The organism is Oryzobacter telluris (assembly GCF_043099285.1).
Classification (GTDB): Bacteria; Actinomycetota; Actinomycetes; order Actinomycetales; family Dermatophilaceae; genus Oryzobacter; species Oryzobacter telluris.
This window is the reverse complement of record NZ_CP170723.1, coordinates 2831808-2857014: the sequence shown is the minus strand read 5'-3', so window position 1 is coordinate 2857014 and position 25207 is coordinate 2831808. Positions and strand designations below refer to the sequence as shown.

Below are 25207 nucleotides of genomic sequence, written 5' to 3'. Positions count from 1 at the left end.
GGTGACCACGGACCGCAACTGCACCGGGGCCGGAGCGCAGGTCAGAGCCCGTGTCGGCCATGATGGGGCGATGACCGAGATCGAGATCCCCCGGCCCGTGAGCGGCGACGTCCTCGAGCGCATCCTGCAGGACCACGAGCTCTTCGAGGACCTCCTGCGCCTGGCCCGTCGCACCGACACCGACCGCGACGCGGCCCGCACCGCCCTGGCCGAGCTGCTGGTCGCCCACGCCACCGCGGAGGAGGAGACGGTCTACCCGACGCTGCGCCGCGCCCGCGCCATCACCGGGCACGAGGAGGAGCACGGCGAGGAGGAGCATGCCGAGATCACCGAGGCCCTGCTCGCCTTCCTGCAGGCCAGGGGCACCGACACCCAGAAGTACGACGACGCCCTCGAGGACCTCGCCACGGTGGTCAACCACCACTCGAACGAGGAGGAGCAGACGATCCTCAACCCGGCGCGCGAGGACGTCTCGCTCGAGCGCCGCGAGGAGCTGGGCATCGCCTGGCTGACCCGCCGCAACGAGCTGCTCGAGCAGGGCTGCGCGAGCGAGCAGCAGGTCGCCGCCCTCCTCGAGGAGGCCGTCGCCGAGGGCACGCTCGCCCCCGAGGACGCGCGCGAGGAGGCCGACGCCATCAAGGACGAGGCGAAGCAGGAGGCCAAGGCGGTCGAGGAGGCCGCCAAGGAGGACGCGGCCGGCTGAGCCCCTCCGCCTCGGTACGGTGGTGCCCGTGACCCCACGCCCGCGCCGCGCCGTCTGCCCCGGCTCCTACGACCCCGTGACCTCGGGGCACCTCGACGTCATCGCCCGCGCGGCCGCCCTGCACGACGAGGTCGTCGTCGCCGTGCTGCACAACCCGGCCAAGGCGGGCACCTTCACGGTCGAGGAGCGGATCGCGTTCGTGCGCAACGGGCTCGCGGCGCTCGGCGTCACCGAGGGCGTGCGGGTCGAGGCGTTCGGGGGTCGGCTGCTCGTCGACGTGTGCCGCGACCTCGAGGCCGACGTCGTGGTCAAGGGCCTGCGGGGCACCACCGACTTCGCCTACGAGCTGCCGATGGCGCTGATGAACCGGCACCTCACGGGGATCGAGACGCTCTTCCTGCCGGGGGACACGAAGTTCGAGCACGTGTCGAGCTCGCTGGTCAAGGAGGTCGCCCGCTACGGCGGCGACGTCACCGGCCTCGTCCCCGACGAGGTCCGCGACGCCCTCGTCACCCGCCTGCGTGGCGACGGCTGAGCAGGCGGCGGCCCGCCCCGAGACGCAGGAGCCCGCCGCACCCCGCGAGACCACGCGCCCCAAGAGCTTCCGCCCGGACATCGAGGGGCTGCGCGCGGTCGCGATCCTCACGGTCCTGGCGCACCACGCCGGCCTGCCGCTGCACGGTGGCTACATCGGCGTCGACATCTTCTTCGTCATCTCCGGGTACCTCATCACCGGGCTGCTCGTGAACGAGCTGTGGTCGACGGGACGCATCTCGTGGCTGCGCTTCGTGGGGCGCCGCATCCGGCGCCTGCTGCCGGCGGCGATCCTCGTCCTCACGGTGACCTCGGCGGTGGCGTTCGTCGTCGTGCCGGGGTTGCGGCGGCGCGACATCGGCGTCGACATCATGGCAGCGGCCGGGTACGTCGTGAACTGGGTCTTCGCCGGCCGTGAGGTCGACTACCTCGCCTCCGACCTCAAACCCTCACCGGTGCAGCACTTCTGGTCGCTGGCGGTCGAGGAGCAGTTCTACGTCGTGTGGCCGCTGCTGCTCATCGCCCTGGCCCTGGTCGTGCGCAAGCCGGGGCGCCGGGCCGTGCTCACGGCGCTCTCCGTCCTCGTGGCGGGGTCGTTCGCGTGGTCGGTCTGGTACTCGCACACCGACTACCGCCCGGCCTTCTTCACCACGACCACCCGCATCTGGGAGCTCGGCGTCGGCGCGCTGCTGGCGGTGGCGTTGGCCGGGCGGGCCCGCCCCGACGTCGCCCGCCGCTGGGCCGCGCCCGTCGGCTGGGTGGCGCTCGTCGTCCTCCTCGCGGTGGCGGCCCTCCTGCGCGGCGGCATCGAGTGGCCCAGCTACTGGGCGCTGCTCCCCACGGTCCCGACCGCGATCCTGCTCTGGGTCGGGTGGCAGGGCGCCGCCAACGGCCCGGTCCGCGTCCTCGGGTCCCGCCCGATGGTGTGGGTGGGCGGGCTCTCGTACTCGATCTACCTCTGGCACTGGCCGATCATCATCCTGGGGGAGTGGACCGCCGAGTGGCTGGGCCACCCGCTCACGGCACCCGGCAAGGTCGTCCTCGCCGTGCTGGCGGTCGGGCCGGCCTGGCTGTCGTGGCGCTTCGTGGAGTCGCCCATCCACCACGGGCCGTGGCTGCGCGAGCGCCCGCGCGCACTGCTGGCCGCGGGGGTCGCACTGTCCCTCACCGGGGTCCTCGTCGCCCTGCCCCTGCTGCCGCTGCGCTCGCCGTTCGACACCACCCCGCCCGGGGGAGCGATGCCGCCGGTCTCCCAGCTGGGCGCGAACACGGTGCGCCTGGGCCAGCCGCTCGCCGGTATCGACGACCCGGGCTGGGTCACCCCCGACCCGATGACGTCGGGCGAGGACCGTCCGGCGGCCGACGTCGACCACTGCCAGGTCGACGTCTCGGCCACCGCCCCGGTCGCCTGCACCTTCGGCGACCCCCGCGGCACCACCACGGTCGCGCTCGTCGGTGACTCCAAGGCGATGCAGTGGCTCCCGGCGCTCGAGGAGGCCGCGCGCACCTCGGGCTGGCGGATCCTCACCTACGGCAAGTCGTCGTGCGCCTTCTCGGACGCGCCGGCCACCCAGGCCTCGAAGGCCTACCCCGAGTGCGACACCTGGAACGCGGCCGTCATGGAGGCCCTGCAGGCCGACCCGCCCGACGCCCTCGTCACCTCCGGGGTGGCCTCGGCGGCGTGGGTCGACGGCCGCCTCGACCGCCGTGCCCTCGTCGAGGGCTACACCGGGCGCTGGCGCTCGCTGGCCGACGCCGGCGTCCCGGTCGTCGTCGTGGGGGACAGCCCGCTCTCGCCCGACGACCTCGACATCTGCGCCGCCCGCCACCCCCACGAGCTGACCCGGTGCGCCTTCGAGGGCATCCCCGCCATCAAGGGCAGCGGCCTCACGGTGCAGCGCGAGGCCGCCGCGGCCGCCGGGCCGGGGGTCGCCCTGCTCGACCTCACGGCCTGGATCTGCCCGGAGGAGCGGTGCCCGGTCGTCATCGGGCACGTCGCGGTGCACCGCGCGGGCGACCACGTCACCGCAACCTACGCCGCCACCCTCGCGCCGCAGGTGGGGGCCGCCGTCGAGGACGCGCTGCGCCGGTTTGGGTGAAGTGGCCCCGACCGGTAACCTTGACCCTCGGTCTGCGTCCGTGCGGCGCGGCCGAACCACCCCCGACGACTTCAAGGCCATGACTCGACTCGACCCCCGGTCCCCGATGGTGCTCGACACCAAGCTGGTGGGCCGGCGACCCGGGACGATGCACGAGCTGACGAGGGACGTCGGGGCGCCGAGCGACTTCGGCACGGACGTCATGCGCGTCGAGGAGGGCGAGAGCCTGCACCTCGAGCTGCGACTGGAGTCCGTCGTCGAGGGGGTGCTCGTCACCGGTTCGGTCCGTGGCACGGCGACCGGCGCCTGCGTGCGGTGCCTGGACCCCGTCACCGAAGAGGTCGACGGGTTCTTCCAGGAATTGTTCGTTCACGCCGATCGACACGACCACCACCGCGAGGTGGGGGACGATGACGCGGACCAGGAGCACCTCATCGAGGACGGATACCTCGACCTCGAGACGGTGCTTCGTGACACGGTGGTGCCCTCACTGCCGTTCCAGCCGGTGTGCCGGCCCGACTGCCCCGGGCTGTGCTCCGAGTGCGGCATGCCGCTCGCGGAGGACCCGGAGCACCAGCACGACCTGATCGACCCCCGGTGGGCGGCGCTCTCGGCACTTGCCGACGAGCCGCCCACGCCGACAGAGAAGAGGACCTGACGTGGCCGTTCCGAAGCGGAAGATGTCGCGCTCCAACACCCGCTCGCGCCGCGCCAACTGGAAGGCGACGGCCGTCGCCACGACGACGTGCCCCCAGTGCAAGGCGCTCACCCAGCCCCACGTGGCGTGCCCGTCCTGCGGCACCTACAAGGGGCGCCAGTACAGCGCCGCCGAGCGCACCGAGCACCAGGGCTGATACCCACCCCCATGGGGAAGTCCGCATCGACGGGCTCGCTGACACCACTGCGGCCTGTCGACGAGCTCCTCGAGCACCTCGTCGAGGTCACCGGCGCGTCCGTGGACGCGGCGGTGCTTCGGCGTGCCCTGACGCACCGGTCCTACGCGTACGAGGCCGGCGGGCTGCCCCACAACGAGCGCCTCGAGTTCCTCGGGGACTCGGTGCTCGGCCTCGTCGTCACGACGACCCTGTACGACGCCCACCCCGACACGAGCGAGGGCCAGCTCGCGAAGCTGCGCGCCGCCGTGGTGAACATGCGCGCGCTCGCCGACGTCGGGCGCACGCTGGGGCTGGGCGACTACGTCTACCTCGGCCGCGGTGAGGAGTCCACCGGCGGACGCGACAAGGACTCGATCCTCGCCGACACCGTCGAGGCCGTCATCGGCGCGGTCTACACCTCCTCGGGCATCGAGGCCGCGGGTGAGCTCGTGCACCACCTCGTCGACCCGCTGCTGGCCCAGTCGGCCACGCTCGGCGCCGGCCTGGACTGGAAGACCAGCCTGCAGGAGATCACCTCCCGCCACGGCCTGGGCGCCCCCGAGTACAGCGTCGAGGAGGACGGCCCCGAGCACGCCAAGTGGTTCGAGGCCTCCGTGACCGTCGCCGGGACCGTCCTCGGCCGCGGCGCCGGCCGCACGAAGAAGGTCGCCGAGCAGGAGGCCGCCGCGCTGGCGTGGACCTCCATCCGCGACAGCCACGAGGGGCCGGTCGCCGGTCCCGAGGAGGAGCCCGCCCCCACGGGCGACGCCGACACCGTCGACCCCGACGGCGCCCTCCCGCCCCGCGCCTGAGGCCACGCGTGCCTGAGCTGCCCGAGGTCGAGGTCGTCCGTCGCGGCCTCGAGGGGCACGTGCTGGGCCGTGACATCACGACGGTCGAGCTGCGCGGCCACCGCGTCGCGCGCCGCCACCGGCCCGGGCCCGAGGACCTCGCGTCGCGGCTGTCCGGACGCCACGTCGCCGCCGTGCGCCGCCGCGGCAAGTACCTCTGGCTCGACCTCGAGGACCACGTCGGCCTGCTGCTCCACCTCGGGATGAGCGGGCAGCTCCTCGTCGAGGACGCCGACGCGCCCGACGAGAAGCACCTCCACGCCCGGTTCCGCTTCGCCGACGGCGGGCCCGAGCTGCGGTTCGTCGACCAGCGCACCTTCGGCGGCCTGGCCCTCACCGACCTCGATGACGAGGGCGTGCCGCTCGCCATCGCGAACATCGCCCCCGACCTCCTCGAGGACGCCTACGACCGGGCCGCCGTGGTGCGCCGGATCAAGGGCAAGGACAGCGCCATCAAGCGGGTCCTGCTCGACCAGGGGGTGGCCTCGGGCATCGGCAACATCTACGCCGACGAGGCGCTGTGGCGGGCGCAGGTGCACGGCGAGCGGGTGGCCAGCGCGCTGACCAAGCCGCGGATCGGCGAGGTCCTCGACCACGCGGCGCAGGTGATGCGCGAGGCGCTGGGTCAGGGCGGGACGAGCTTCGACGCGCTCTACGTCAACGTCAACGGGGCGTCGGGCTACTTCGACCGCTCCCTGGCCGCCTACGGGCAGGCGGGTCGGCCGTGCCCGCGGTGCGGCACGCCCATCCGGCGTGAGCAGTTCATGAACCGCTCGTCGTTCTCGTGCCCGCGCTGCCAGCCGCGGCCCCGGGGCGTCCGCTCCGCGGGAGCGCCGCGGGCCTGACCCGTTCCAGGACCCCGCGCTTGGCTAGGGTGATCCGATGCCCAGCACGCGCCCCGAGCCGGCCTGGCTCGCGAACTCCGTCCTGTACCAGATCTACCCGCAGACCTTCGCCGACGGCAACGGCGACGGCATCGGCGACCTCGCCGGTGCGATGGAGCACCTCGACCACCTCCAGTGGCTCGGTGTCGACGCCGTGTGGTTCAGCCCGCTGTTCGCGTCGCCGTTCGCCGACGCCGGCTACGACGTGGCCGACTACCTCTCGGTGGCCCCGCGGTACGGGACGAACGACGACCTCGTCGCGTTCGTCGAGGCCGCGCGCAGCCGGGGGATCCGGGTGCTGCTCGACCTCGTCGCCGGCCACACGAGCGACCAGCACCCGTGGTTCCGCGAGTGGGCCTCGGACCCCACCGACGGCCGGTACGTCTGGAACGAGCGGGTCGGCACCCCGGCCGGCATCTGGTGCCCGGTGCCCGGGTCGCGCGGCGGCTACTACCTCCTCAACTTCTACCCGTGCCAGCCGGCGCTGAACTTCGGCTACGCGCGGCAGCACCCCGACCAGCCGTGGCGCGACCCGGTCGACGCCGAGGGGCCGCGGGCGAACCGGCAGGCGCTCAAGGACGTCATGGCGCACTGGTTCGACGTCGGCATCAGCGGGTTCCGGGTCGACATGGCGGCCTCGCTCGTCAAGGACGACGTCGGCCACGTGGAGACCGCGAAGCTGTGGACCGAGATGCGCGGGTGGCTCGACACGACCTACCCGGATGCCGCGCTGCTCTCGGAGTGGGGCGAGCCGGCGGTCGCCGTGCCCGCCGGGTTCCACGCCGACTTCTTCCTCCAGTTCAGCAACCCGGCGCTGCGCTCGTTGTGGCACACCGGTGTCGGCACCCACGACTCCAACTGGTCCGAGCCCGGGCCGTACTTCTTCGACGCCGAGGGCGGCGGCGGCATCGACGTCTTCCTGCGCGAGTGGCGGCGCGCCACGGACGCGATCGGCGTCGGCGGGGGACACGTCGCCCTCCCCACGGCGAACCACGACTACGCCCGCCTCGTCACCGGTCCGCGGACCGCGGAGCACGCACGGTCGGCGTTCGCGTTCCTCACCACCTGGCCCTCGCTGCCGACGATCTACTACGGCGACGAGATCGGGATGCGCTACGTCGAGGACCTGCCCGACACCGAGGGCAGCATCCTGTCGCCGTCGAACAACCGCACCGGCTCGCGCACGCCGATGCAGTGGGAGCCGGGCCCCGGCGCGGGCTTCTCGACCGCCGCGCCGGACGCGTTCTACCTGCCGGTCGACCCGTCACCCGACCGCCCCGACGTCGCCACCCAGCGGGCCGACGAGGGCTCGCTGCTCCACCTCGTGCGGCGCCTCGTCGCCCTGCGGCACGCGACGCCCGCGCTCGGGCCGGAGGGGAGCCTCGAGGTCCTCACCGAGGACTACCCGTTCGCGTACGTGCGCGGCGGCACCCACCTCGTCGTCGTCAACCCGCGGCGTGGGCCGGCGGCCGTCGACCTGCCCGACGGGTGGGACGGCGCGCGGGCGCTGGAGGTCGAGGGCGTCCGCGTGGACGGCGGACGGGCCGAGGCGGCGGGCTTCGCGTTCGGGATCTTCGAGCGGGTCGGCTGAGCGGGGCCGTCAGCCCGCCTGCTGGGCCTCGAGCTGCTGCGGCGCGTCGGCGTAGGCCTGCGACAGGCGGCGGTAGGGCGCCGACGCGAGGGCGAGCAGGACCGTGACGAACACGATGGCCCCGGCACCGAGGAAGACCAGGGCGATGCCGCGCGCCTCGCCGTCGCCGAGCAGCCAGCCCCACGTGGCGCGCCCGTCGTCGGAGTCCATGTACGGGATGAGCCAGAACTGCGCGATCGGGCCGATGAGGAACGCCGAGACCGGGCTGGCCGCGAGCTCGACGCTCTGGGCGAAGCCGAACACGCGGCCCTGCGTGCGGAACGGCACCACCCGCTGCAGGATCGTCTGCTCGGCCGCCTCGGCCACCGGCATGATGCACAGGAAGAGGAAGATCCCGACGACGTAGAGCCACGCCCACTCCCGCGCCGTGAACGTCATCCCGAGCACCGCGACGCCGAGGTTGACGAGCAGCAGGCTGCGAACGGGGTTGGCGCCCAGGCCGAACCGCGCGACGAGGCCACCCCCGACGACGAAGCCCAGCCCGGTGACGCCCAGGACGACGCCCCACGCCTCGACGCTGAACAGGGTGAGGCCGTAGGGGTCCATCAGGGCGATGTAGACGCCGTTGACGAGGTTGTTGAACGTCGAGAAGAGGATGAGCGCCACGAGGCCGGGCACCGCCCGGATCGCGGTGAGCGCGCCGCGCACGTCGAAGCGCGAGCGCCCGGCCTCCACCTCGGGCTCGACCTCGGGGACGGAGATCGGCAGGAGGTGGGCGAGGGTGAGCCCGGTGAGCGCGAGGGCGACGGCGAGGGTCCAGCCCATGCCGAGCAGGCCCACGCTCAGCCCGCTGAAGACGCTGGTGACCATGAAGGCGATGCCCTGCACGGTGCCGACGAGCCCGTTGGCCCTGTCGCGGCCGTCCTCGGGCACGAGCAGGGTCACGGTGGTGGACAGGGCGATGTTGCGCAGGCTCTCGACGACACCGCCGACGAGGATCACGGCCGCGAAGAGCCAGAACGCCGGACCGCTCCAGTCGGCGAGGAGCTCCTCGCCCAGGAGCAGCCACAGCGCCCCGGCCGCCGCGTAGGACACCAGGGTGACCGCCGACGAGACCACCATGACCTGCTTCTTGCGGTGGTGGTCGACGAAGGTCCCGAAGAAGGTGCCGCAGGCGGCGGTGAAGAGCATGTAGCCACCGCCGATGATCGAGGTGGCCATGACCGACCGCGTCTCGAGGTAGGCCCAGAAGGTCAGGGCGAACCAGAGGTAGCTCGAGGTCACGTTGGCGACGAGGGTGTTGCCGAGGACCGCGCGGAAGGTGCGCATCGTCTCCGGGCCCCGCTCCACCCCCGGCGGCAGGTGGACGTCGGCGCCCGGCGTGGTGGTCGGCGCCGTCGTCTCGTCCATGTCGTCGAGGGGCACGCCAGCACTGTAGGGGCGGGGTCCGACGGTGTCGCCCCGCCCGGTCAGGGGAGCGGCAGTGCCTTGAGGACGACGGGGGTGCCGGTGTGCCGCTCGCTCAGCTCGGCGAGGGCGGCGCGGATGGTCTTCGCATAGAGGTGGCTGCCGACGAGGCTCGGGTGGATGCCGTCGGGCTGGAGCTGTCCGCTCGTGCCCTCGAGCGCGGCGTCCCAGTCGGCAACGACGACGTTGTCGCGGCCCGTGGCGAGCTCGCGCAGAGCCGCGTTGTCGGTCTCGATGCGGCTGAACGGACCGTGGAGGGTGACGAGGACGACCATCCGCTTCGGGCCGAGGGCGTCGAGGGTGCGGCGCACCTCGGCCTCGTCGGTGCCGGCGTTGGTGCCGAAGCCGAGGACGACCGCGCGCCGCAGGGTGTCGCCGCGGGTGGACACCAGGCCGGGGGCGGCCGACCAGCGGCGGTTGCTCTTGGCGTCCATGCGGATCCGGGGCAGGTAGTAGCGCAGCGCGTGGCTGGCGCCCACGACCATCGAGTCCCCGAGGACGTCGACCTCGCGGCCGGTGGGCATCGACCAGTCCTGCTCCAGCTTGGCCGGGCCTGCGGCGGGCTTCGCGGCCACGGTCGTGTCGGCGGCGGTGGACGGTGCGGGGTCGGAGCGGGTGAGGCTTGCCTCGTTGGCCCGGATCAGCTCCTCGGTCGACGTGCGGTCGGGGGCGGTGAGCAGGACCACCACGGTCGCGACGGTGACGACGGCGACGACGCCCCAGACGACCCGGGCGCCGCGCGGACCGAGCGAGCGCAGCCGGCGGAAGGCCTCGCTGGCGGCACCGCCGAAGCCGCGGCGGCGCACCGGCAGCTCGACGAAGCGGTAGGACAGGTCGGCGACCGCGAGGGTGACGACGAGCGCCCACACCCGGGTGAGGACGTAGGCGGTGCTGCCCCGGGCCTCGGGCAGGTCCTGGGCCACGACGAGGACGACCGGCCAGTGCCAGAGGTAGATGCCGTAGCTGCGGGCGCCGACCCAGCGCACGACGGGCAGCTCGAGGACGGCGCGCAGCCGGCCGGGGCGCTCGACGACGACGAGGACGAGCGCGGTGGTGGCCAGGCCGGCGAGGAGGATGCCGCCGCGGAAGGTCCAGGCCGACGTCTCCGAGGCGGTGGCGAGGAGCAGCCCCAGGACGGCGAGGGCGACCCCGGCGACGGTGCGGCGGTGGCGGTTCCACGCGGCCGTGGCGGTCCAGGCGCGGTGGGGGGCAGCCCACGCGAAGGCGAGGGCGGCGCCCATCATCAGGCCGGACAGGTGGGTGTCGGTGCCGAAGTAGGCGCGGGTGGGGGCGTCGGGGTCGAGGGTGAGCGCCATGAGGACGGCCGAGGCCAGGCCGGCCGTGGCGGCCACGGCGGCGCGGGCTGCGGGGGTCCGCGCCACGGTGACGAGGGCGAGCAGGGCCAGGGGCCACAGGAGGTAGAACTGTTCCTCGACCGCGAGCGACCAGAGGTTCATGAACAGCTGGGGCGAGGTGGCGGCGAAGTAGTCGGTCCCCGCGGCGACCTCGAGCCAGTTCGAGGTGAAGGTGAGCGCCCCGAGGACCTGGCGCTCGACGCCGACGAGGAGGTCGCCCTCGCTGAGCCGGGCGAGCAGCACCGAGGAGGGGACGAGGACGAGCAGCGCCGGCAGGAGGCGACGGGCGCGGCGGGTCCAGAAGGCCGGGAGGTCGAGGCGTCCGGTGGCGGCCCGCTCGCGGACGAGGAGCGTGGTGATGAGGAAGCCCGAGACGACGAAGAAGACGTCGACGCCGAGGAAGCCGCCCGGCAGCCAGGTGGCGTCGAGGTGGAAGAGCAGGACCGCGGCGATGGCGAGGGCGCGCAGGCCGTCGAGGCCGGCCAGGCGGCGGGTGGGGCGTGGGGCGTCGGGGCGCTCGGGAGCGGTGCCGGGGGAGGCCCCGGGCACGGGGTCGCGGACCGCATGGGTCCGCTGAGCCTCCGTGGTGCTCATGGGGTCACGGTAGGGGCCGGTGGTGACGGCGTGGCGGAGGCGCGCTCGTGGGACGCCCGTGACCAGTGGGTGCGCGGCGGGGTTCCTAGGATCGGGGGATGACGGAGCGCGCGGACGGTGGTGGTGGGGTGCGACGCGTCGCGGTGTTCGTGCGGGGCGACGTGCAGGGCGTCGGGTTCCGCTGGTGGACTCGCTCGCGCGCGCTCGAGCTGGGCCTGGCCGGGTTCGCGCGCAACACCGCCGACGGCCGTGTGGAGGTCGTGGCGGAGGGGCCGGAGGACGCGCTGACGCGACTCGTCGCCCTCCTCGCCGAGCAGCCGTCGTCGGCCCGCCGCCCCGGACGCGTCGACACCGTCTCGACCCCGGCGTGGGGCGACGCCCGCGGCCAGCAGGGCTTCCGCGAGCGCTGAGCGTCCCGACCGCGTGGTGGACGTGACGCGACCTGCGCCGACGGGGTTCCTACGATGGCGGGGTGAGCGACCTCCCTCCCGAGCTGGCCCGCCTGCGCTCGAGCATCGACAACATCGACGCGGCGCTCGTCCACCTGCTCGCCGAGCGCTTCAAGTGCACCCAGGCGGTCGGCGAGCTGAAGGCCGCCGCCGGTCTGCCCCCGGCCGACCCGGGACGCGAGGAGGAGCAGGTCACCCGGCTGCGGGCCCTGGCCGACGAGTCCGGGCTCGACCCCCAGTTCGCCGAGGCGTTCCTCAACTTCATCATCGCCGAGGTCATCCACCACCACGAGAACCTCGCCGGCTCCGACCCGGCCCCCTCCGCCTGACCGCCCACTCCTCGCCGCGAGTGCGGAAACGGTGGTCAGGGCGACCACCTCCGCACTCACGGCGAGACGCCTTAGCACCAGGGGCACCACCAGCCCCACCGGTCACAGGCACCACCGGCGGCCGACGTCATCCCGACAGGCCGCGGCCCCGCCGGTAGAGTCGCCCCCGACCCGGCCGGACCGGGGGGAGAACCGCACCGACGAGAGCTGACGACCGCCGCATGTACCTCAAGACGCTGACCCTGAAGGGCTTCAAGTCCTTCGCCTCGGCGACGACGATGCGCCTCGAGCCCGGCATCACCTGCGTCGTCGGCCCGAACGGCTCGGGCAAGTCCAACGTCGTCGACGCCCTCGCCTGGGTCATGGGCGAGCAGGGGGCCAAGTCCCTGCGCGGCGGCAAGATGGAGGACGTCATCTTCGCCGGCACCGCGGGCCGCCCGCCGCTGGGCCGCGCCGAGGTCAGCCTCACCATCGACAACACCGACGGTGCCCTGCCCATCGACTACTCCGAGGTGACGATCACCCGGACGATGTTCCGCGGTGGCGGCTCCGAGTACGCCATCAACGGCACGAACTGCCGGCTCCTCGACGTCCAGGAGCTCCTCTCCGACACGGGCCTGGGCCGCGAGATGCACGTCATCGTCGGCCAGGGCCAGCTCGACACCGTCCTGCGCGCGACCCCCGAGGAGCGCCGCGGCTTCATCGAGGAGGCCGCGGGCGTCCTCAAGCACCGCCGCCGCAAGGAGAAGGCGCTGCGCAAGCTGGAGACGATGGAGGCCAACCTCACCCGGGTCCAGGACCTCACGGGCGAGATCCGCCGCCAGCTCGGCCCGCTCGGGCGCCAGGCCGAGGCCGCCCGCCGCGCCGCCGTCATCCAGGCCGACGCGCGCGACAGCCGGCTGCGCCTCCTCGCCGACGACCTCGTCCAGCTGACCGCCGTCCTCGAGCAGGAGGTCGCCGACGAGACCGCGCTCATCGAGCGCCGCACCGCGGTGGAGGACGCCCTCGCCGACGTGCGCCAGCGCCTCACCGACGTCGAGCGCCGGGCCACCGACGCCGCCCCCGAGCTGAGCCGGGCCCAGGAGCGCTTCGTGCGGCTGCAGAGCCTGCGCGACCGGATGGAGTCCACGGGCTCGGTCGCGGCCGAGCGGGTCCGCCTGCTCAGCCAGGACGAGGAGCACGAGACCACGAGCGGCCGCGATCCCGACGAGCTGCGAGCCCAGGCCGAGAAGGCCCGTGAGGCCGAGGCCGGACTGCTCGCCGAGGTCGCCGAGACCACCGAGGAGCTCGCCGCCGCCGTCGCCGCCCGCGAAGGCGCCGAGAGCGCCTTCGCGCAGGAGCAGACCCGCCTGGCCCGCCTCGCCCGCGCCGCCGCCGACCGCCGCGAGGGGCTGGCCAAGCTCGCCGGCCAGGTCGGCGCCCGCCGCAGCCGGATCGAGGCCGGGGAGGCCGAGATCGGCCGCCTCCAGGAGCTCGTCGCCGCCGCGCGCGCCCGCGCCGCCGAGGCCGAGCAGGAGTTCTCCCGCCTCGAGGGCGGCGTCGCCGTCGAGGAGGAGGGCGAGGAAGGCCTCGACCAGACCTACGAGACCGCCGCCGACCGCCTCGCGAAGGCCGAGGCGGAGGTCGAGCGGCTCGTCGCCGAGGAGCGCGAGGCCGAGCGGCTGCGCTCGTCGTCCGCCGCACGCCTCGAGGCCCTCGAGCTCAGCCTGCGCCGCAAGGACGGCGCGGCCACGCTCCTCGCCGCGGGCGACGACCACGGCGTCGTCGGCACCGTCGCCTCCCTCCTCCACGTCTCCGGCGGCCACGAGGCCGCGGTCGCCGCGGCCCTGGGCTGGGCCTCCGAGGCGCTCGCGGTCCCGACCGCCGACCACGCGGCCCGCGCCATCTCGAGCCTGCGCGACGACGACGGCGGCCGCGCGGCCCTCCTCGTCGGTGCCACGGCCACCCCCAGCGACCCCGCCACCTGGCCGGCCCTCGACGGCGACGCCGTCTGGGCGCGCGACGTCGTCACCGCCCCCGACGACGTGCACCCCGCGGTCGAGCAGCTCCTCGACCGCGTCGCGCTCGTCCCCACGGCGGCCCACGCGGTCGCCCTCGTCGCCCGCCGCGAGGGGGTCACCGCGGTGACCGCCGACGGCGACGTCTTCGGCCCCGGCTGGGCCCGGGGCGGCAGCAGCGCCGGCGAGAGCCTGCTCGAGGTCCAGGCCGCCGTGGCCGAGACCCGCACCACCCTCGAGGCCGCGAGCAGCCGCGCCGAGCGCGCCCGGTTCTCGCTCGCCGCCGCCCGCGAGGAGGCCCGCGACGCCGGAGGTGACGTCGAAGCGGCCCTCGAGGCCCTCCACGAGTCCGACGCCCGGATGGCCGCGGTCGCCGAGCGCCTCGGTGGCCTCGGGGCCTCGGTCCGCACCGCGAGCGCGGAGGCCGACCGCACCGAGCGCGCCATCGCCGACGCCCGCGTGGCGCTCGAGAACGACCGCACCGAGCTCGAGGCGCTCGACGCCCGGCTGGAGCAGGCCCAGGCCGAGCCCGCCGAGGACACCGACGAGCCCGGCACCGACGAGCGCGACCGCCTCGAGCTCGCCGCCAGCCGGGCCCGCACCGCCGAGACCGAGCTGCGCCTCACCCTGCGCACCCGCGAGGAGCGGGCCCGCGCCCTCAAGGGCCGCGCCGACTCCCTCGAGGGCGCCGCCCGCAACGAGCTCGCCGCCCGCGAACGGCTGCGCGAGCGCCGTGATCGCCGCCGCCGCGAGGCCACCGTCGCCGAGGCCGTGCGCGCCGCGGCCGTCTACGCCGTCGGCCGCGTCACCGCCGCGCTGGCCCTGGCCACCACCGCCCGCGACGCCGCCGAGGCCGAGCGTGCGAACCGCGACCGCGAGGGGTCGGCGCTGCGCCACGAGCTGACCACCGTCCAGGACGAGCTGCGCGACCTCACCGACAGCGCCCACCGCGACGAGATGGCCCGCGCCCGCCAGGTCGCCCGCATCGAGACGCTGCAGGCCAAGGCCGTCGAGGAGCTCGGCATCGACCCCGAGGTCCTCGTCGAGGAGTTCGGCCCGCACCGCGAGGTCCCGCACGTCGCCGGCCCGGGGGAGGACCCCGACCAGGCGCCCGAGCCCGTGCCCTACGTGCGCGAGGAGCAGGAGAAGCGGCTGCGCAAGGCCGAGCGCGGCCTGCAGGCCCTCGGCCGGGTCAACCCGCTGGCGCTCGAGGAGTTCGCGGCACTCGAGGAGCGGCACACCTTCCTCACCACGCAGCTCGAGGACCTCAAGCGCTCCAAGCGCGACCTGCTCGACATCGTCAAGGAGGTCGACGAGCGCGTCGAGCAGGTCTTCACCGAGGCCTTCCACGACACCGAGGCCCAGTTCGAGCGGGTCTTCGGCCGGCTGTTCCCCGGCGGCGAGGGACGCCTCGTCCTCACCGACCCCTCGAACATGCTCACCACCGGCATCGAGGTGGAGGCACGCCCGCCGGGCAAGAAGGTCAAGCGGCTCAGCCTGCTCTCGGGTGGCGAGCGCTCGCTCGTCGCGGTGGCCCTGCTCGTCGCGATCTTCAAGGCGCGGCCGAGCCCGTTCTACATCATGGACGAGGTCGAGGCCGCCCTCGACGACACCAACCTGGGCCGCCTCATCACCCTGTTCGAGGAGCTGCGCGACTCCAGCCAGCTCATCGTCATCACGCACCAGAAGCGCACGATGGAGGTCGCCGACGCGCTCTACGGCGTCTCGATGCGCGGCGACGGCGTGACCACCGTGGTCAGCCAGCGCATCCGCGACGTCGCCGCCACCGCCTGAGGCAAGGGCCGGCCCGCCCGGCCGCGGCTACGGGTGGTGGGGGAGCCCGCCGAGGTCGCCCAGCGGCCAGAACCGCAGGACGACGGGCCCCACGACCCGCTCTATCGGCACGAGCCGCACGCACTCGGGACCGTCGGCGGCGCCACGGCAGCCGATGACGGAGTCGGCCGACTGCGAGCGGTGGTCGCCGAGGACGAGGAGGTTGTCCTTCGGCACGGTGATCTCGGGGAAGCAGCGGGTGGAGCGCGGGCTGCTCGAGCAGTCCAGGCTGCCGGCGGTGAAGGGGAGGTCCTCGTGGACGTACGGCTCGTCGAGCGCCTCGGCGTCGACGGTGACCCTGCCGTCGGAGGTGCAGCAGGCGACCCGGTCGCCGGGTAGGCCGATGACCCGCTTGACCGTGTAGGCCGTGCTGCTGGGGCCGATGCCGGTGAGGTCGCCGAACCAGCGCGCGGCGCGGGAGAAGGGGTTGGTCGGGTCGGGCAGCGAGCGCTCCTGCCAGGTCTCGCCGTGGCCGAAGACGACGACGTCCCCGCGGGCGACCGAGCCGTCGAGGCGGTTGACGAGGATGCGGTCGCCGACGTGGAGCGTCTCCTCCATCGAGCGCGACGGCACCCCGAAGGGCTTGACGAGGAAGGCCTGCACGAGGGCCACGGCGACGAGGGCGAGGATCACCTCGGTGAACATGGGGAGTCGACGACGGGGACGCGTCGCCGCCCCGTCCGACGCGGCCGCTGCGGTCGTCACGGGCGCCACTCTAGGTGCAGCCCGGGGGATCGGCGATTTGGTCGCCCCCCGTCGGCTCGGCGAGACTGGTGCCATGGTCTCGGTCGTGATGGGGATGTTGTTCTGTGTCGCTCTGGCGCTCGTCGTCATGGCCCTCGTGGCCGTGCCCGCCCGCCGCGCCGGCCGTGACGTCCTCACCGAGCGCGGCGAGGAGGTCGTCGGCTCGATCCGCGACCGCCAGCTCTCCCTCGGTCGCTCCGAGGGCGCCGCCGACGACGCCCACATGGCCGACGAGGTCGTGGGCGCCCGCGGCTGAGCCGCCCCCACACGTCCTTCACAGGAACGGCCCGTTTCTCACAGGAAACGGGCCCTCTTTCACAGGATCCACAGGCTGGTGACCTGCGGGTTCGCGGCGTAGCGTCTCGCGGCGGTGCCCACAGGTGCCGCGGCGCCCGTGCCTGACGCGGGTCTGGTTGGAGGACGCATGAGGACTCTCGCGACAAGGAACCGGCGCATCATCGCCGGGGTGACCGGGGCGGCACTGATCGCCTCCATCGGCGGGGCCTACCTGGGCCGCTACGAGCTGCGGGAGGAGTGGCTCAAGCACGAATGGGCGGGCCGCCACTACAACGCCGCGGTGATGGAGAAGGCCCTGATGATCGCGGGTGGCAACCCCACCGAGGCCCAGGACGAGTCGCGCGAGGCGTTCACCATCGCCGACCAGTTCGAGCAGGCCCGCACCGCCCCCTCCGGGATCGTGGCACCGGGCGCCTACTCGTCGGCCTACACCGCCATCACCGCGCTGAAGCACTCGGCGGGTACCTGGCACGAGGTGACCAAGGTCGGCTACGACGCCGACGACCCGCGCTACCGCGACTGGAACTCCAACTCCAGCGGTGGCGCCGGCTACGTCTCCGGCCGCGTGACCGGCCTGGCCGCCGACGACTCGGGCTACGTCTACGCCGCGGGCGCCGACGGTGGCGTCTGGCGCTCGAGCAAGGGCACCGGCGACGCCGCACACGCGGGCTGGACCGCCATCGCCGACGCCCTGCCGTCGCTGTCCTCGGGCGACCTCCAGCTCGCCTCCGACAGCTCGCTGTGGTTCTCCACGGGCGAGGCCAACACCGGGGCGACGTCCTACGTCGGTGCCGGTGTCTACCGCCTGGGGTCGCCGCGCACGGGCAGCTTCGTCCCGGGTGACCGGGTGGGCGGCAAGGAGCTCGAGTCGACGACGATCGGCCGGGTGCGTCCCGGTAGCGGTGTCGTCTTCGCCGCCACGAACCGCGGCGTGTGGTTCCACTCCAACGCCGGGGGCTCCTCGGCGTGGACCTTCGGCTTCGCGCCGAACATGTCGTGGATGCCGGAGATCAAGGACGACGCCGGCCACGTCCTCGTGTCGGGCGGCACGGACTGGAAGGACTCGCAGTCCTCCGGTGCGACGAACGCGGCCTACAAGAACATCGTCAACGACATCGCCGTCGACCCCAAGGACCCCAAGCACGTCATCGCCGCGATCGGCTGGCGCTCGGGCGACACCTACAACGGGTTCTACGAGACCAAGGACTACACGAAGGGCCCGTCGAGCTGGACCCGCGTCAAGGTGACCCTCGGCGCCATCACCAACTCCACCGACATCGGCTACACGACCTTCGCCTTCAGCAAGGACGGCGGGCGTCTCTACGCGACCGTGCAGCAGCCGAGCAAGATCAACGGTGCGAGCAACCTCGCCGGGATCTTCGTGTCCAAGACCGGCTCGCCGCTCGGCCCGTGGAACCAGATCGCCAACCACACCCAGCTGCTCCAGAGCGGTTCCGCGCTGGACAAGAAGGGCTACTCGGTCGGCGTGCAGGCCTGGTACAACCAGTTCCTCACGGTCGACCCCGCGAACGCCGACCACGTGTGGGCCGGCCTCGAGGAGGTCTTCGAGACCAAGGACGCCGGACAGCACTGGACCACGCCGTCGCCGTACTGGAACTTCACCTTCCCGTGCTGGAACATCGACGACACCAAGAACTCCTGCCCGCTCGCGGGTCACCCCGACCAGCACTCGGTCGCCGTCGGCGGCGGCAAGGTCTTCTTCGGCAACGACGGTGGCGTGTACCGGCGCCCGGTCAACGGCGCCGTGAACGCCAACGGCAACGCCACCGACCTCGAGTCGATGTCGACCGACGGCACCCTGGGTGCGCTGCAGTACTACTCGGTGTCCGTGGGGGCCGACAAGGCCAACGGCGGCCAGGTCGTCTCCGGTGGCCTGCAGGACAACGGCGTGTCCAACCTCTTCCACGTCAACCCCACCGGCAGCAACGCCGACCCGGCGGGCCACATGGGCTCGAACTTCGGCGGTGACGGTGGCGACGGTGCGGCCGACCCGCGCAACGGCTGCAACCAGCTGCAGGAGTACGTCAACCTCGCGGTCAAGGTGACCAACACCTGCGCCCTCAACAAGGGCGCGCTCAGCGAGGCCGACGCCACCTCGTGGAGCCTGGACCCGGGAGACCCGTCGCCGCGGTTCATCTCCCCGATCGCCCTGGACGGCGCCAACCCCGACACGGCGATCTTCGCCGGCCGGTACGTCTACACCGTGCCGCAGGTCTGGAAGGCCCGTTCCGCCGACGCCGTGAAGAACGTCTTCGACAACGGCGCCAACCACTCGACGACGGCGGTCGCGATGCAGGGCGGCGTCGCGTACACCGCGTGGTGCGGGCCGTGCAACAACGCCGGCTTCGCCCGCGGGATCTCCACGAACGCGGGTGGCACCTGGCACGCGCTGACGCTTCCCGCCGCCTTCCCGAACCGCTACCTCGGCGGGATCGGGATCGACCCGGCGAACGCCCAGCACGCGTACGTCGCCGTCAACGGCTTCTCGCGCAAGTTCACCGAGGGTCCCGGCGTGGGCCTGGGCCACGTGTGGCAGACGACCGACGGCGGGGCCACCTGGTCCGACGTCTCGGCCAACCTGCCCGACGTGCCGGCGAGCTCGGTGAAGCAGCTGGCGAACGGCGCCCTCGTCGTGGGCACCGACCTCGGTGCCTTCTACCGCGCGCCGGGCGACACCCAGTGGCAGTCGCTCGGTACCGGCCTGCCGCTCACCGTCGTCATGGACATCGAGCAGGGCCCCGACGGCGTGCTCTACGCGGCCACCCACGGCCGGGGCATCTGGAGCCTGGCGACGACCGGCTGACCACCCCGTGACCGACGGTGCCGGCTCCGCCCGGCACCGTCGGTCGCGTGTGGTTCGATGATGCGGACCCGTCCCACCCCGACAGGAGCCCGCGTGAACTCCGGCATCGACCACACCGGCGTCGACCCCGACGTCCGGCCGCAGGACGACCTCTTCGCCCACGTCAACGGTCGGTGGGTCGCCACGACCACCATCCCGGCCGACCGCGGCAGGTACGGCAGCTTCGACGCGCTGCGCGAGGCCGCCGAGGAGCACGTGCGCACCATCATCGAGGAGGTCGCGGGCGGCTCGCCCGCGCCCGGCACCGTGGCCGCGAAGGTCGGCGACCTCTACGCCAGCTTCATGGCGAAGGACGCCGTCGAGGCCCTGGGCACCACGCCGCTCGACGACGACCTCGCCACCGTGCGCGCCGTGCAGGACGCCGCCGGGGTCGTCGCGGCCACCGGCTCGCTCGGCCGCTCGGGCGTCGGCGGGCTCGTCATCCCGTTCGTCAACACCGACGACCGCGACCCCGACCGCTACGTCGTCTACCTCGAGCAGTCCGGCATCGGGCTGCCCGACGAGTCGTACTACCGAGACGACGAGCACGCCACCAAGCGCGAGGCGTACGTCGGCCACGTCGAGCGGATGCTGGGGCTCGCCGGGTGGGAGGACCCCGCCGGTGCGGCCGCCCGGGTCATGGCCCTGGAGACCCGCATCGCCGCCGGGCACTGGGACAAGGTGACCAACCGCGACCCCGTGAAGACCTACACGCTCCTCGACCGGGCCGGCCTGGCCGAGCTCGCGCCGCTCGACTGGGACGCCTACCTCGCCGGTCTCGGCGCCCCCGACAGCGCCTTCGACGCCGTCGTCGTCCGCCAGCCCGACCACCTGCGCTCGGTCGCCGCCGCCCTCACCGAGGAGCCCGTCGAGGCCTGGCGCGACTGGCTGGCCTGGAACGTCGTGCACGCCCACGCGCCCTACCTCTCCTCCGCGCTCGTCGAGGAGAACTTCGACTTCTACGGGCGCACCCTCTCCGGGGTCCCCGAGATGCGTGAGCGCTGGAAGCGGGGTGTGTCGCTGGTCGAGGAGGCGCTGGGCGAGGCCGTGGGGCAGCTCTACGTCGAGCGGCACTTCCCGCCGCACGCCAAGGACCGCATGGTCGAGCTCGTGGCCAACCTCGTGGAGGCCTTCCGCCGCAGCCTCTCGGCCGTGCCGTGGATGGGCGACGACACCCGCCGCGAGGCGCTGGCCAAGCTCGGCCAGTTCACCCCGAAGATCGGCTACCCCGAGCGCTGGCGCGACTACGGCGGCCTCGAGGTGGCGGAGGGCGACCTGCTGGGCAACGTGCGCCGCGCCGTCGCGTTCGAGATCGACCGCAACTTCGCCAAGATCGGCGGCCCCGTCGACCGCGACGAGTGGTTCATGACCCCGCAGACGGTCAACGCGTACTACAACCCGGGCCTGAACGAGATCGTCTTCCCGGCGGCCATCCTCCAGCCGCCGTTCTTCGACGTCGACGCCGACGACGCGGTCAACTACGGCGGCATCGGCGCGGTCATCGGGCACGAGATCGGCCACGGGTTCGACGACCAGGGCTCGCAGTTCGACGGCACCGGCACCCTGCGCAACTGGTGGACCGACGACGACCGCACCGCGTTCCAGACCCTCGCCGACGCCCTCATCGGGCAGTTCACCGGCCTGGAGACGCGCGACGCCCCGGGCAAGAAGGTCAACGGCGCGCTCACCGTCGGCGAGAACATCGGCGACCTCGGCGGGCTCACCATCGGGCACCTGGCCTACCGGATCTCGCTGGGCGACGAGCAGGCCCCGGTCCTCGACGACCTCAGCGGCGACCAGCGCTTCTTCGTCGGCTGGGCCCAGGTGTGGCGCGGGGTCGCCCGCCGCGAGGAGGCCGAGCGCCTCCTCGTCATCGACCCGCACGCACCGATGGACCTGCGCGCCAACGCCGCCCGCAACCTCGACGAGTTCCACGAGGCGTTCGCCACGAGCGAGGGCGACGGGATGTGGGTGGCCCCCGAGGAGCGCGTGCGCATCTTCTGAGCCGTCCCATGACCCGCCCCGCCCGCCGACCCCGGCGAGGGGGGGCGGGTCCCGCCGTTTTGGGGGCTCCTCGCCCTGCTGGAAGGATGGCCGGGTGAGCGCCATCGACACCCTGTGGGAGTACCTCGCCGTCGCCGTCGGCATCATCGTGGTCGTCGGGGGCATCGCCCTCGGACTGCTGCGAGGCCGGGGCGGCCGGTCCAAGGACCTGCCGACGTCGCACCCGCCGGCCCACGGCGGCTCCGCGATCGACGTCGACGAGCCGCTCGAGGGTGCCATCGGCACCATCGAGTCGCCCGACGACATCGCGGTCGAGCCCGACGTCGCGCCGGAGGTGGCTCCCGAGCCGCTCCCCACCATCGAGCGGCCCGACGCACCGGCCGGCCGCCTGCGCCGCCTGCGGGCCCGGCTCGCGCGCTCGAACAGCGCCCTCGGCAAGGGCCTGCTCGCCCTCCTGTCCGGCGGCAAGCTCGACGAGGCCGCGTGGGAGGAGGTCGAGGACACCCTCCTCGCCGCCGACCTCGGGGTCGGTGCCACCACCCAGCTCGTCGACGCCCTGCGCACCCGCGTGGCCGTCGAGGGCGCCACCGACGAGGCCACCGTCCGCGGCTGGCTGCGCGAGGAGCTCCTCGCCATCGTCGACCCGTCGATGAACCGCTCCATCGTCTCCTCGCGCGTCGACGACCGGCCCGCGTGCATCCTCGTCGTCGGGGTCAACGGCACCGGCAAGACCACGACCGTGGGCAAGCTGGCCCGCGTGCTCGTCGCCGAGGACAAGGACGTCGTCCTCGGGGCGGCCGACACCTTCCGCGCCGCCGCCGCCGACCAGCTGGCCACGTGGGGCGAGCGGGTCGGCGTGCCCACCGTGCGCTCCGACCGCGAGGGCGCCGACCCGGCGGCCGTCGCGTTCGACGCCGTCAAGGCGGCCGCCGAGCTCGAGGCCGACGTCGTCATCATCGACACCGCCGGCCGCCTGCAGAACAAGACCGGCCTCATGGACGAGCTGGGCAAGGTCAAGCGGGTCATCGAGAAGCAGAGCCCGGTCGACGAGGTGCTCCTCGTCCTCGACGCCACCACCGGCCAGAACGGCATGCGTCAGGCGCAGGTGTTCGGCGAGGTCGTCGGCATCACCGGCATCGTGCTCACCAAGCTCGACGGCACCGCGAAGGGCGGCATCGTCGTGGCGGTGCAGCGCGAGCTCGGCGTCCCGGTCAAGCTCGTCGGCCTGGGGGAGGGCCCGGACGACCTGGCCCCCTTCGACCCCGAGGCCTTCGTCGACGCCATCCTCGACTGACCTCCCGCGCGGCCTACCGCCTGGTCCGTGGGGTGATTACCCCACGGACCAGGCGGTAGGTCGCGCTCCAGCGCGGTCGGTAGCAGGTCAGGCGGCGGGGGGAGGCGCGGGGAGGCCGCAGGCGGGGGTGCCGCCGGGCAGGCGGTGCCGGTTGCGCGACACCCAGCGGTAGGCCGGCGCGGCCACGAGACCGACCCCCGGCGCGAGGAGCACGGCGCCCGCCGGCCGCACCCACCAGCGCGACGCGAGCAGCGCCTTCCCGACCGCGCGGTGCCCCGCGGACACCTGCCCCGAGGCGTCGACCCACTGGAGGGCGTCGAGGCAGGCCTCGGGCGTCAGCCCCAGCGCCGCGAGGTCGAGGTGCTGCCACGGCTCCACGGCGAAGTCGTCGGGAGAGCGGCGCAGCCGGCCGGTGAGCACCCGCGCGCTCGTGCTGCAGAACGCGCAGTCGCCGTCGAACACGAGGACGGGGAGGACCGGCAGGACCGGCGAGGACGGGTCGGTCGACGGTGTCGGCGAGGCGAGGGAGCTCACGCCTCGATCCTCGCACGGGCCGTGTCGTGGACCGCCGGTCTCACCATCCGGGACCGGGGCCGACCCGAAATGCGATGTTGACACCGGGTGCCGGTTCGCAACATCCCCGAAACACGACACGGCGGGGGGCGAAACCCGGCGCCGTCACCGTTGGCGCATGAGCACAGCACTGATGCCCCTGGCGGAGGCAGCAGAGACGGTCGACTACGCATCCACGGCGTTCGTCATCCTCTGCGCCTCCTTCGTCCTCCTCATGACCACTCCCGGACTCGCCCTCTTCTACGGCGGCATGACCCGGGCCAAGTCGGTCCTCAACATGATGATGATGTCCTTCGGCGCCATGGGCGTCGTGGGGATCATCTACGTCCTGTACGGCTACTCGATGTCCTTCGGCAGCCAGAACGTCGCCGGCATCATCGCCAACCCCTTCGAGAAGTTCGGCCTCGCCAACACCGAGGCGATCATCAACCCCTTCGGCTACGAGGGCTACGGGAACATCCCCGAGCTCGCGTTCGTCGGCTTCCAGCTGACCTTCGCGGTCATCACGGTCGCCCTCATCAGCGGCGCGGTGGCCGACCGCATCAAGTTCTCCACCTGGATGGTCTTCTCCGCCCTCTGGGTCACCTTCGCGTACTTCCCGATCGCGCACATGGTCTGGGGCGGTGGCCTGCTCTCGGGCGCCGAGAACAGCCTGTCCGCACTGGTCTTCGGCACGACCGACGGCGCCGCCAACATCGCCCCGATCGACTTCGCCGGTGGCACCGTCGTCCACATCAACGCCGGTATGGCCGGCCTGGTCCTGGCGCTCGTCGTCGGCACCCGGGTGGGCTTCGGCAAGGTCGCGATGCGTCCGCACAACGTGCCGCTGACGATGATCGGCGCGGGCCTGCTCTGGATGGGCTGGTTCGGGTTCAACGCGGGCTCCGAGCTCGCCGCCGACGAGACGGCCGCCCTGGTCTGGATCAACACCACCGTCGCCACCTGCGCCGCGATGCTCGGCTGGCTCGTCGTGGAGAAGTTCCGTGACGGCCACGCCACGAGCATCGGCGCCGCGTCCGGTGTCGTCGCCGGCCTCGTCGCCATCACCCCGGCCTGTGGGGCGCTCAGCCCCCTGGGCTCGATCGTCCTCGGTGTCGTCGCCGGTGGCCTCTCGGCCCTGGCCGTCGGCCTGAAGTTCCGCTTCGGCTACGACGACTCGCTCGACGTCGTCGGCGTCCACCTGGTCGCCGGCCTCTGGGGCACCATCGGCGCGGGCCTGCTCGCCACCAGCGGCGGCCTGTTCTACGGTGACGGCGTCCAGCAGACCGTCGTGCAGATCCTCGTCGCCTTCGCCTCGCTCGCCGTCTCCGGTGTCGTCACCCTCGTCATCGCGCTCCTCCTCAAGGCCACCATGGGCTGGAGGATCCCCGAGGACGTCGAGGTCGCCGGCATCGACCAGGCCGAGCACGCCGAGTCCGCGTACGACCTCGTGTCGCGGGGCGGTCGGATGGGTGTCACCGGTTTCGGTGCCCAGCACGACGCCCGCCACCACGAGGAGACCTCCGCCAAGGACTACGAGGGAGCAACCTCATGAAGCTCGTCACCGCCATCATCAAGCCGCACCAGCTCGACGAGGTGAAGGAGGCCCTCGAGGCCTTCGGCATCCAGGGCATGACCATCAGCGAGGCCCACGGCTACGGCCGCCAGCGCGGCCACAGCGAGGTCTACCGCGGTGCGGAGTACACCGTCGACTTCGTCCCGAAGTCGCGCATCGAGATCCTCGTCGACGACATGGACGCGTCCTCGCTCGTCGACGTGATCCTCAAGGCCGCGCAGACCGGCCGCATCGGTGACGGCAAGATCTGGGTCGTGCCCGTCGAGGACGTGGCCCGGGTTCGCACCGGGGAGCGCGGCGTCGAGGCGATCTGAGC

Annotated in this window: 21 protein-coding genes; 17 read left to right on the top strand and 4 right to left on the bottom strand. The window is 73.3% G+C overall.

Annotated elements, in window-relative coordinates:
* Window positions 1–70: 70 nt before the first annotated feature.
* The 8 genes from ACFLFB_RS13160 to ACFLFB_RS13125 all read left to right on the top strand — a co-directional run bounded on the left by ACFLFB_RS13160 (window position 71) and on the right by ACFLFB_RS13125 (window position 7537).
* Window positions 71–703, top strand: coding sequence for a hemerythrin domain-containing protein (locus tag ACFLFB_RS13160; RefSeq protein ID WP_392542632.1), 633 nt, complete (start codon window positions 71–73; stop codon window positions 701–703).
* 28 nt (window positions 704–731) lie between these two features.
* Entirely contained in the window at window positions 732–1238 is a 507-nt protein-coding gene (gene coaD / locus ACFLFB_RS13155) for a pantetheine-phosphate adenylyltransferase (protein ID WP_392542631.1), read from the top strand.
* Complete coding sequence (locus ACFLFB_RS13150) at window positions 1225–3336, top strand: acyltransferase family protein (protein ID WP_392542630.1); 2112 nt, start codon at window positions 1225–1227, stop codon at window positions 3334–3336. Before coaD ends, ACFLFB_RS13150 begins: the two co-directional genes overlap by 14 nt.
* Window positions 3337–3415: 79 nt before the next feature.
* Window positions 3416–3994 (top strand): YceD family protein, encoded by a 579-nt coding sequence (locus tag ACFLFB_RS13145; protein ID WP_392542629.1) that lies wholly within the window; start codon window positions 3416–3418, stop codon window positions 3992–3994.
* Window position 3995: 1 nt separating this feature from the next.
* The gene (gene rpmF, locus ACFLFB_RS13140; RefSeq protein ID WP_392542628.1) at window positions 3996–4190 is read left to right on the top strand and encodes a 50S ribosomal protein L32; all 195 of its coding nucleotides are present in this window, start codon (window positions 3996–3998) and stop codon (window positions 4188–4190) included.
* Window positions 4191–4201: 11 nt separating this feature from the next.
* Window positions 4202–5023, top strand: a complete 822-nt coding sequence (rnc, locus tag ACFLFB_RS13135) for a ribonuclease III (RefSeq protein WP_392542627.1) — start codon at window positions 4202–4204, stop codon at window positions 5021–5023.
* An 8-nt stretch (window positions 5024–5031) separates the two neighbouring features.
* Window positions 5032–5907 carry a bifunctional DNA-formamidopyrimidine glycosylase/DNA-(apurinic or apyrimidinic site) lyase gene (gene mutM / locus ACFLFB_RS13130; RefSeq protein ID WP_392542626.1) on the top strand — a complete coding sequence of 292 codons (876 nt, stop codon included), beginning with the start codon at window positions 5032–5034 and terminating at the stop codon, window positions 5905–5907.
* Window positions 5908–5944: 37 nt separating this feature from the next.
* Complete coding sequence (locus tag ACFLFB_RS13125) at window positions 5945–7537, top strand: alpha-amylase family glycosyl hydrolase (protein ID WP_392542625.1); 1593 nt, start codon at window positions 5945–5947, stop codon at window positions 7535–7537.
* A gap of 9 nt (window positions 7538–7546) precedes the next feature.
* On the opposite strand, the gene ACFLFB_RS13120 is transcribed toward ACFLFB_RS13125, so the two are convergent.
* Both ACFLFB_RS13120 and ACFLFB_RS13115 read right to left on the bottom strand, forming a co-directional pair.
* Entirely contained in the window at window positions 7547–8866 is a 1320-nt protein-coding gene (locus ACFLFB_RS13120; protein WP_407075702.1) for an MFS transporter, read from the bottom strand.
* Window positions 8867–9006: 140 nt separating this feature from the next.
* The gene (locus tag ACFLFB_RS13115) at window positions 9007–10953 is read right to left on the bottom strand and encodes an acyltransferase family protein (RefSeq protein ID WP_392542623.1); all 1947 of its coding nucleotides are present in this window, start codon (window positions 10951–10953) and stop codon (window positions 9007–9009) included.
* Between the two features lie 98 nt (window positions 10954–11051).
* Between ACFLFB_RS13115 and ACFLFB_RS13110 the strand changes: the two genes are divergently transcribed.
* From ACFLFB_RS13110 to smc, 3 genes are all read left to right on the top strand, one after another.
* Window positions 11052–11363 carry an acylphosphatase gene (locus ACFLFB_RS13110; protein ID WP_392542622.1) on the top strand — a complete coding sequence of 104 codons (312 nt, stop codon included), beginning with the start codon at window positions 11052–11054 and terminating at the stop codon, window positions 11361–11363.
* A 62-nt stretch (window positions 11364–11425) separates the two neighbouring features.
* On the top strand, window positions 11426–11731 hold the full coding sequence (locus tag ACFLFB_RS13105; RefSeq protein WP_392542621.1) for a chorismate mutase: 306 nt from the start codon (window positions 11426–11428) through the stop codon (window positions 11729–11731).
* Window positions 11732–11952: 221 nt separating this feature from the next.
* Window positions 11953–15522 (top strand): chromosome segregation protein SMC, encoded by a 3570-nt coding sequence (gene smc / locus ACFLFB_RS13100; RefSeq protein WP_392542620.1) that lies wholly within the window; start codon window positions 11953–11955, stop codon window positions 15520–15522.
* Between the two features lie 27 nt (window positions 15523–15549).
* On the opposite strand, the gene lepB is transcribed toward smc, so the two are convergent.
* Window positions 15550–16266, bottom strand: a complete 717-nt coding sequence (lepB, locus tag ACFLFB_RS13095) for a signal peptidase I (RefSeq protein ID WP_392542619.1) — start codon at window positions 16264–16266, stop codon at window positions 15550–15552.
* A gap of 73 nt (window positions 16267–16339) precedes the next feature.
* Here lepB and ACFLFB_RS13090 point away from each other — a divergent pair, with 73 nt between their 5' ends.
* From ACFLFB_RS13090 to ftsY, 4 genes are all read left to right on the top strand, one after another.
* Window positions 16340–16561, top strand: a complete 222-nt coding sequence (locus ACFLFB_RS13090; protein ID WP_392542618.1) for a hypothetical protein — start codon at window positions 16340–16342, stop codon at window positions 16559–16561.
* Window positions 16562–16771: 210 nt separating this feature from the next.
* Window positions 16772–19426 (top strand): WD40/YVTN/BNR-like repeat-containing protein, encoded by a 2655-nt coding sequence (locus ACFLFB_RS13085; protein ID WP_392542617.1) that lies wholly within the window; start codon window positions 16772–16774, stop codon window positions 19424–19426.
* Between the two features lie 60 nt (window positions 19427–19486).
* On the top strand, window positions 19487–21469 hold the full coding sequence (locus ACFLFB_RS13080; protein WP_392542616.1) for a M13 family metallopeptidase: 1983 nt from the start codon (window positions 19487–19489) through the stop codon (window positions 21467–21469).
* 94 nt (window positions 21470–21563) lie between these two features.
* The gene (gene ftsY / locus ACFLFB_RS13075; protein ID WP_392542615.1) at window positions 21564–22763 is read left to right on the top strand and encodes a signal recognition particle-docking protein FtsY; all 1200 of its coding nucleotides are present in this window, start codon (window positions 21564–21566) and stop codon (window positions 22761–22763) included.
* Window positions 22764–22850: 87 nt separating this feature from the next.
* Here ftsY and ACFLFB_RS13070 read toward each other — a convergent pair whose 3' ends face one another.
* Window positions 22851–23297 carry a thiol-disulfide oxidoreductase DCC family protein gene (locus tag ACFLFB_RS13070; protein ID WP_392542614.1) on the bottom strand — a complete coding sequence of 149 codons (447 nt, stop codon included), beginning with the start codon at window positions 23295–23297 and terminating at the stop codon, window positions 22851–22853.
* A 157-nt stretch (window positions 23298–23454) separates the two neighbouring features.
* Between ACFLFB_RS13070 and ACFLFB_RS13065 the strand changes: the two genes are divergently transcribed.
* Both ACFLFB_RS13065 and ACFLFB_RS13060 read left to right on the top strand, forming a co-directional pair.
* Window positions 23455–24870, top strand: a complete 1416-nt coding sequence (locus ACFLFB_RS13065; protein WP_392542613.1) for an ammonium transporter — start codon at window positions 23455–23457, stop codon at window positions 24868–24870.
* A complete protein-coding gene (locus ACFLFB_RS13060) occupies window positions 24867–25205 on the top strand; it encodes a P-II family nitrogen regulator (RefSeq protein WP_392542612.1) in 339 nt (112 codons plus the stop codon). The genes ACFLFB_RS13065 and ACFLFB_RS13060 overlap by 4 nt, the downstream gene beginning before the upstream one ends.
* Window positions 25206–25207 lie beyond the last annotated feature (2 nt).